General features: G+C 60.7%; 8 protein-coding genes and 2 pseudogenes. 6 read left to right on the plus strand and 4 right to left on the minus strand.

The window, feature by feature from the left end:
• A partial coding sequence (locus tag RR842_RS10300; protein ID WP_332729680.1) for a LuxR C-terminal-related transcriptional regulator occupies positions 1-213 on the plus strand: 213 nt, incomplete at its 5' end.
• A gap of 77 nt (positions 214-290) precedes the next feature.
• Here RR842_RS10300 and RR842_RS10305 read toward each other — a convergent pair.
• Together RR842_RS10305 and RR842_RS10310 are read right to left on the minus strand one after the other, a co-directional pair.
• Positions 291-1,175, minus strand: a complete 885-nt coding sequence (locus tag RR842_RS10305; protein ID WP_332729682.1) for a nucleotidyl transferase AbiEii/AbiGii toxin family protein — start codon at positions 1,173-1,175, stop codon at positions 291-293.
• Positions 1,172-1,708 (minus strand): hypothetical protein, encoded by a 537-nt coding sequence (locus RR842_RS10310; RefSeq protein ID WP_332521657.1) that lies wholly within the window; start codon positions 1,706-1,708, stop codon positions 1,172-1,174. The genes RR842_RS10305 and RR842_RS10310 overlap by 4 nt, the downstream gene beginning before the upstream one ends.
• 361 nt (positions 1,709-2,069) lie before the next feature.
• On the opposite strand from RR842_RS10310, the gene eno reads away from it, so the two are divergent.
• Both eno and RR842_RS10320 read left to right on the plus strand, forming a co-directional pair.
• A complete protein-coding gene (gene eno / locus RR842_RS10315; RefSeq protein WP_332514352.1) occupies positions 2,070-3,362 on the plus strand; it encodes a phosphopyruvate hydratase in 1,293 nt (430 codons plus the stop codon).
• A gap of 123 nt (positions 3,363-3,485) precedes the next feature.
• Positions 3,486-4,046 carry a GNAT family N-acetyltransferase gene (locus RR842_RS10320; RefSeq protein ID WP_332553157.1) on the plus strand — a complete coding sequence of 187 codons (561 nt, stop codon included), beginning with the start codon at positions 3,486-3,488 and terminating at the stop codon, positions 4,044-4,046.
• Positions 4,047-4,080: 34 nt separating this feature from the next.
• Here the strand turns inward: RR842_RS10320 and RR842_RS10325 are convergent, their stop codons facing one another.
• Positions 4,081-4,644, minus strand: a complete 564-nt coding sequence (locus tag RR842_RS10325; RefSeq protein WP_332522231.1) for a gamma carbonic anhydrase family protein — start codon at positions 4,642-4,644, stop codon at positions 4,081-4,083.
• Positions 4,645-4,889: 245 nt separating this feature from the next.
• Between RR842_RS10325 and glp the strand changes: the two genes are divergently transcribed.
• Complete coding sequence (glp, locus tag RR842_RS10330) at positions 4,890-6,146, plus strand: gephyrin-like molybdotransferase Glp (RefSeq protein WP_332729683.1); 1,257 nt, start codon at positions 4,890-4,892, stop codon at positions 6,144-6,146.
• Between the two features lie 240 nt (positions 6,147-6,386).
• Positions 6,387-6,869: a MogA/MoaB family molybdenum cofactor biosynthesis protein gene (locus RR842_RS10335; protein WP_332722130.1), complete on the plus strand. Its 483-nt coding sequence runs from the start codon at positions 6,387-6,389 to the stop codon at positions 6,867-6,869.
• A gap of 166 nt (positions 6,870-7,035) precedes the next feature.
• On the opposite strand, the pseudogene RR842_RS10340 reads toward RR842_RS10335, so the two are convergent.
• Positions 7,036-7,233: pseudogene (locus RR842_RS10340) on the minus strand (DmsC/YnfH family molybdoenzyme membrane anchor subunit); the annotation flags it as partial.
• A gap of 79 nt (positions 7,234-7,312) precedes the next feature.
• Between RR842_RS10340 and RR842_RS10345 the strand changes: the two are divergent.
• Positions 7,313-7,472: pseudogene (locus tag RR842_RS10345) on the plus strand (LuxR C-terminal-related transcriptional regulator); the annotation flags it as partial.

A 7,472-nucleotide genomic window follows, 5' to 3' on the forward strand; every position in this document is an offset into this window, starting at 1 on the left:
AAGACGCGCCGCGCTATCTGCGAAGAGCTGTCGGTGTCGCCCGACACGGTGAAAACGCATGTGCGCAGCATCTACCGCAAGCTTGCCGTGCACTCGCAGCAGGAGTTGGTGGACTACTTCGCGCGGGAGCGCGAGGAGTTGGCTGCCGACGGGTCGGAGCATGCTTTGGAGGAGCGAGGGCAGGCAGGTAAGTGTCGGCTTCCTCAGGCATGATGGGTGGGAAGCTGGTGCTCGCTTGAAACTGCACATGCGAACTGAGGGGAAAGTGCCTGCGGTCGATTTTTGTGCGGCTATCTTCTTGCGCCCGCACTGCGATAGAGCTCCTGCACTTCCGAAACGAGGTGTTCACGGAAAAGGGGTCGGTCGGCCGTGCGCTCGAGTACGCTTGTTGGCAAGAATCGTTTCATTTGGTTCATGAACTCGGGAGACTCGACTATTGCTGGCAAATCGTCAAGACGCTTGAGTTTTTTATCGAACGATTGTTGTTGGCGATAGTCTGCGACCTTGCATTGTAGTAAGTGCGGTAGGGGGTCGGTTGTGAATGATGGCTGGCGGGCAATCCAGCGGAGATCCCATAGATCACGATAGCGAATGTTAGGCGCTGTCACGAATGCTTTGAGTTTGTCGGCGCATATTTCCTCGAGTGTTTCCGTTTTTAGGAGGACATCTCCATAAGAGGAAGGTAGCTCTAGATAGTTAACTTCGAGCGCTCGGATGGCTCTGGTATGTGCTGGTACGGCGGCCACTTCAAGCGAGATGCGCTGTTGGGGAATATCGGGGCGATCGGGTGCTGTCACGACTTTGATTCGCCAGCGGTCTACCTCGATAGCATCCGACGTGGAGAGGTGTTTGGCCGACGGCTCAACGACGCTTACGCTTACCTCATAGCGTCGGGTAAGCTCTCGCTCGATCGTTTCTTTCATGGCTCGTGCATCGTCGCGGTGAAAATCAGATCCGCCGACAAAGTCCAAGTCTTCACTATAGCGAGACGAGCCGAAACAAAGGCGCAGGCAGGTGCCCCCTTGAAAGGTCAAATGCTCGAGTAGCCTATCTTCATCGAGCGCGCGTAATATCTCGTAATGCAGCAGCTCCTTCTCAATAACGGGTAACATATTTCCGCGACTGTCGGTTTGTGCAATGCGTCGGGCAAGGGAAATCAGGTTAATTTTGCTCATGAGGCAGCTCCTTCCTGCGCGAGAAGCGAAAGATTTCTCCGCACTTGCTTGAGATTGGCACGTGCGAATTCTTTGGTGGCAAGTGGAATAGGATGATCGGGACGTTGTACGGTGTTGTCGAGTATGGTTGCGGGGCTGCTTTGCGTGTGGGTGAATTCGATGACGCCGAAAGGGGTGCGATATTCCCCTTTGCGTCCGGTGGTCATAAGGGTAATGCGGTCAAGGGGGATCTGCGAGATGTCTCCCCAAAGAGACAAAGCGGACTCCAGGCTTTCGAACACGTATTCGCCGCGCCTGAGCGCGAGGGCCACGTCCTCGATGGTTGACGATCCGAGATGCCTGCTGTTCGCATATACGTACACGCCTCGGGCAGCCCGGACGAGCGTGCCGTTCGCTACGAGGCGGCGAAGTGTTTCGCTTAAGGTATTATCAGAGGGATCATTGATCAGTTTTGCCAAGTCGGCTTTCGTGTAAACGTAGCGGCCTTTGCGGTCCCAGTGGGATAACAGCTGATGCGTCTCGTTTGATTTCAAGAGAAATCGATCCTTTTTGATAGACAGTAATAATGTATATATATACCATTACTGTCTATCTATTACAATCACTGCGCTGTGGTAGCGGAAAACGATGCGTGTCGACAACGGGGCTGCTTGTGTATCTCGTCAAAGAGCGCCACCTGTTGACGTATCTCGGCTCGCCATTCGAGGACGTGTGTCAACAGTAGCTTCTGCACATGATGGGCGGTTTCCGCGTGCCGCTCGTCGCCGGGGTTGTGGGAAACACGCGCGAAATCAGGCGGTGCGCTTCCGACGTGCTATTATTTCTCTGCGAGGCAAAACCTGCTGCTGCGAGGCGCACGGCAGGGCGTCGACCTAATCCTACAAGGAGGCATTCATGAGCGTCATCATCGATGTGTTCGGCCGCGAAGTTCTCGATTCGCGCGGCAATCCGACCGTGGAAGTGGAGGTCGTGCTCGAGGACGGGGCGTTCGGCCGCGCAGCGGTGCCGTCGGGCGCTTCGACCGGCGCGTTCGAGGCCGTGGAGCTGCGCGACTGCGACAAGGACCGCTACCTGGGCAAGGGCACGCTCGATGCGGTTGCCCACGTGAACGACGAGATCGCCGATGCCCTGGTGGGCATGGAGGCCGACGATCAGCGTACCATCGACGACATCATGTTGGAGCTGGACGGCACGGACAACAAGGGCGCGCTTGGCGCGAACGCCATCCTGGGCGTGTCGCTGGCCTGCGCCAAGGCTGCTGCCGAGTCGGCTGAGCTGCCGCTGTACAAGTACGTGGGCGGCGCGAACGCACATCTGCTGCCCACGCCCATGATGAACATCCTGAACGGCGGCGTGCATGCCGACAACAACGTGGACTTCCAGGAGTTCATGATCATGCCGGTGGGCGCTCCCACGTTCGCCGAGGCGCTGCGCTGGTGCGCCGAGATCTACCACACGCTGAAGAACGTGCTGCACGATGCGGGTCTCGGCGGCGGTGTGGGCGACGAAGGTGGCTTCGCGCCGAACTTCAAGACCAACGAAGAGCCGCTTGAGTACGTCGCGAAGGCGTGCGAGGCGGCAGGCTATCGCCCGGGCGTCGACATCATGTTCGCCATGGACCCGGCTTCGACCGAGTTCTACGACGAGGCCAAGCAGAAGTACGTGCTGGCAGGCGAGGGCCGCGAGCTCACGAGCGCCGAGATGGTGGACTACTGGGAGGCCTTGGTGAACAAGTACCCCATCATCTCCATCGAGGACGGCATGGCTGAGGAAGACTGGGAAGGCTGGAAGACGCTCACCGAGCGCATCGGCGACCGCGTGCAGTTGGTGGGCGACGACCTGTTCGTCACGAACTCCAAGCGCCTGGCCCGCGGCATCGAGATGGGCTGCGCGAACGCCATCCTCATCAAGGTGAACCAGATCGGCAGCCTGACCGAGACGCTCGAGGCCATCGAGATGGCCAAGCAGGCCGGCTACGCCTGCGTCATGAGCCATCGCTCCGGCGAAACCGAGGATACCACTATCGCCGATTTGTCCGTGGCCGTGAACACAGGGCAGATTAAGACGGGCGCGCCCTGCCGCAGCGACCGCGTGGCGAAGTACAACCAGCTGCTGCGTATCGAGGAAGAGCTGGACGGTGCCGCCCAGTACGCCGGCATGGCCGCGTTCTACAACATTTCGCGCTAAACGCTGCGCTGCGGCAAGCTGTTAACGAGCGGGCCTGTTTCGGGAGCGAAACGGGCCCGCTCCGTGCCAAGGGGACTCGCTGCGCCCTGCAAGCGAGAGACACGATACCGAAGGGGAACGCCCATGCTGACGGCATGCGAAGTAGTACCGGGAAGCAAGGACGAGCAAGAGGTGGCGCGCTTACTGGAAGAAGCCTTCCCGCCGAACGAGCGGGCTCCGCTTTCGTTTCTTACTGCGCAGGCGCGCCGCGAAGAGGTTTCCCTTCTGGCCTATCGCGACGAGGGGCAGTTCTGCGGCTTCGTTTTCATGATCGGGAGCCCCGGCTTGGCCTACGTGCTCTACCTTGCCGTTGACGGCGCGATCCGCTCTAAGGGGCATGGTGCGCGCATGCTTGCCGATATCGATCGGCGCTGCCTGGGCAAGACGATCACCCTCGATATCGAGCCGATCGACGAGGCGGCATCGAACGCCGCGCAGAGGAAAAAACGCCGGGACTTCTACCTGCGCAACGGCTTCGAGCCCACCGGCCTTGCCAACTGCTTCGAGGACAACAGGTACGAGGTGCTGGCAAAAGGGCCGGGTTTCGAGCCGAAGAGCTTCCTTGCGTTGATCAACGAACTGCCGGAAGGCGAGGATAAGACGCTTGCTCCCCTGGAGCAGGTCATGGCACGCGGCAGGCTCTAGGAAGTTTTCCATTCCCGCATACCTACAGGAGAGGCTAGCTTCCCAAGAACATGTCGGCTGCAGGATCGGGATGGGCCAAAGCACCCTGACGCAGCATATCGCTGCTTACCTGCAGGTATTCGTCGCCTGCATCGGTGCACATCTTGGCCACCTCATCCTCGCTCAGCGTGCGCTTCAGCTTGGCTGGCATGCCCACGATAAGGCTGTTCCCGGGAAATTCCTTGCCTTCTGATACCAGTGCTCCAGCTCCGATAACGCTGTTGGCGCCGATTTTTGCGCGATTCATCACAATGGCACCCATGCCTACAAGCACGTTGTCTCCCAGCTCGCAGCTGTGCAGGATGGCTCCATGCCCTACGGTGCAATGCCGTCCGATTACGACAGGTGTGTCGTGGTCTACGTGTACGACGACATTCTCCTGCAAGTTCGACTCGTCGCCGATGGTCACGGGAGCGCCGTCGCCGCGAATCTGGACGCCGGCGAATACGGTTACGTCGCGTCCGACGGTTGCGTCGCCAAGGATACCTGCTGCGGGAGAGATGCGCGCGGAGGGATCGATCTTTACGCGATGGTAGAGCGCTTTGTCTTCACGATGCATATCCTGTCCTTCATCGGGGGTTTGCCTCGGGAGGCCTGGGGGCGTTTGTAGGTAGTATTGTCTCAGACGGCTTGCGCAAATACCATCGTCAGAATGCCTTGATTGGGTGGGGTTAAACTTGCTGCGTTGAACTATACTTCAAGCGCTATAATGAGCGACGTGCCATTGTCGATACATTTCTACCACGCATCGTACGGAACAGAGGCGCTTTTTGGATGGTGCGTCTTTGAGGGAAGGGGAATCCCATGCAGGAAATGATCTCGCTGGAAGAGGCTCGGGAACTGGTTATGTCCCGTGTCGAGCCGCTGCCGGTGGAAACGATGCCCGTGCTGGATGCGGTGGGGCGTGTGGCAGCTGCCGATCTGAGGAGCGACATCGATATCTCGCCGTTTGCCCATTCGGCCATGGACGGGTTTGCCGTGCACTTCGCCGAGCTTGAGTCGGCCAGCCCCGAAGCTCCGGTCGAGATGGACGTGATTGCCGAGGTGGCCGCAGGCGACGTGTACGACGGGCCTATCGCTGCCGGTCAATGTGTGCGTATTATGACGGGTGCACCCCTGCCCGACGCTGTCGATGCGGTGGTAAAGTACGAGATCGTCGAGGTGGTTTGCGGCGATGGTAAGCCGGGCAGTCGGGTGGCGTTTGCAGCTCCTGTTGCGCACCGCAACAACGTGCGCGAGGCGGGCGAAGAGGCCAAGGCCGGCGAAGTCGTGGTGGAGAAGGGCGAGGTCATCGGTTCGGCTGGTGTCGGTTTTTTGGCGGGGTGCGGCGTGGTCGAAGTGCCGACGCACCGCGGTCCGCGCGTGGCCGTTATCTCCATCGGCTCCGAGCTGGTCGACCCTACCGAAGTTCCCACGCCCGGTAAGATCCGCAACTCGAACAGCTATGCCTTGGCCGCCTGCGCTCAGTCCGCAGGTGCTGTGCCCACCATCCTGCCTATTGTGGAGGATACGCAAGAGGCGTTGGCTGCTGCCGTGTCTGCCGCTGCGGACGAGTACGATTTTGTGGTGACCAGCGGCGGCGCGTCGAACGGCGATTTCGACTTCATCAAGCCGGTTGTGGAGAGCTTGGGCGAGTTGCTCATGACCACGGTGAACATCCGTCCCGGCAAAGCGCAGACGTTCGGCGTGGTGAACGGCACGCCGGTATTCGGCCTCCCCGGCAACCCGGCTGCCGCCTACGTGGGCTTCGAGCTGATTATTCGCCCGGCTTTGCGCAAGATGCAGGGATACACGCACTTCGAGCGCCCCGTTGTGACGGCGAAGCTGTCACGCGACTACAAGAAGAAAGACTCGCGTCGCATCTTCCTGCGCTCGACGCTGTACCGCAACGACGAGGGCGACTATGTGGTGGCTCCCGCGAAGAACCAGAGCTCGGGCCTGTTCGGCGTTATCCAGCGCAGCAACTGCATGGCCATCATGCCCGAAGGCTTAGAGTCGCGCACGGCGGGGTCGCCTATCGAGTGCATCCTGCTAGACGTATCCGAAGAAGTAAGCTTGTAGGGTTCCGTCGGCTGGCAAGCCACCGGAACCACCCGACGCTGCGGAGCTCCGATGCACCCGATCTTGCCGCTCCAAGCCCTCCTCGCGTGCAGAAGCACGCGTCGTCGGGCTTTCGCGGCAATCTCGGGCACCTCGAAGCTCCTCGCTGACTTTGCTGGACCAATACGTTTATTTTCCGGCTTGCGCCGGAAGGGGCGATCGGCGATCGCCCCGACCAACCTGCGAGAAAGGAATGCCCCCATGTCCAACAGTCCCATCAGCTTTGCTCTTATCACATGCTCCGACACGCGCAGTATCAAGGAGGATACGGCGGGTGCGGCGCTCGAAGCGCTCATCGCCGAGAACGGCTGGGAGTGCAAAAGCCACGTGGTGGTCGAAGACGAGCGGCCCTTCATCGCGTCGGCTATCGTGCGCGCTTGCGACGAGCAGGATGTGGACGTTGTCTTGACCTGCGGCGGCAGCGGCCTTTCGCTGCGCGACGTGACGCCTGAGGCCACGATGGACGCGTGCGACCGCAACGTGCCCGGCATTGCCGAGGCCATGCGCGCCCACTCGCTGGCCATCACGCCCTACGCTATGCTGTCGCGCGCCCTGTGCATGCAGCGTGGCCGTCACTTGGTCATCAACCTTCCTGGCAGCGAGAAGGCTGCGCGTGAGAACTGGGGAGGCATCGTGGGCGCTTTGCCGCATGCCGTCAAGATGATGGCGGGCGGCGGGCACTAGCCGGTAGGTTCCGGCGGATTGCCAGCCGCCGGAACCGCCCGACGAAAGCCGACCTAGAACCCTACGGTCATATGCAGCTGGTAGAACACCAGGCGCGTGATGGTCCCCGCGACCAGGGCGAAAGAAGCTGCGGCTACGACTAAAAAATCGCCCAGCGGGCGTTGCGCACCTCGTTGGACAGCGTCGAGCGTCCGATGCCCCAGAAAACGTGCAGGGCGTTCGCTGGCGTGCCCAGGTGCGTGGCGGATGCGATGAACCCGACCAGGCACACCGAAAACGGACACGCGCACATGCGGTCGATGCGCACAGCCTCTTCGCGGCTGGCGGCGCCCAGGCGTGCGAGGGCGCTGGCGATGCAGGCGATGGGCGGAGCCTCCTGCCTCGATGCGCGAGCTCCCGGCGAGAAGGCGCCCAAGAAGCGCCGCAACCGCCCCTCGGCTTCGGATGATGCGGGCGTCATCCGCGACCGCGTGTCGAAGCAGTGTCTCGACCTGCAGGAGGCGTACGGGTTGTCCCTGCGCGAAACCGAGGTCATGGAGCTCATTGCTCGCGGAAACAGCATGGCCTCTATTGCTGAGCGCCTGGTTATCTCGGAGAATACCG

Source organism: Gordonibacter sp. (genome assembly GCF_036667095.1).
Classification (GTDB): Bacteria; Actinomycetota; Coriobacteriia; order Coriobacteriales; family Eggerthellaceae; genus Gordonibacter.

What these genes read in the sequence shown, in the direction of transcription:
- RR842_RS10305 (WP_332729682.1), bottom strand. Translation starts at nt 1,175, where the DNA reads ATGAGCAAAATTAACCTGATTTCCCTTGCCCGACGCATTGCACAAACC.
- eno (WP_332514352.1), top strand. Translation starts at nt 2,070, where the DNA reads ATGAGCGTCATCATCGATGTGTTCGGCCGCGAAGTTCTCGATTCGCGC.
- RR842_RS10320 (WP_332553157.1), top strand. Translation starts at nt 3,486, where the DNA reads ATGCTGACGGCATGCGAAGTAGTACCGGGAAGCAAGGACGAGCAAGAG.
- RR842_RS10325 (WP_332522231.1), bottom strand. Translation starts at nt 4,644, where the DNA reads ATGCATCGTGAAGACAAAGCGCTCTACCATCGCGTAAAGATCGATCCC.
- glp (WP_332729683.1), top strand. Translation starts at nt 4,890, where the DNA reads ATGCAGGAAATGATCTCGCTGGAAGAGGCTCGGGAACTGGTTATGTCC.
- RR842_RS10335 (WP_332722130.1), top strand. Translation starts at nt 6,387, where the DNA reads ATGTCCAACAGTCCCATCAGCTTTGCTCTTATCACATGCTCCGACACG.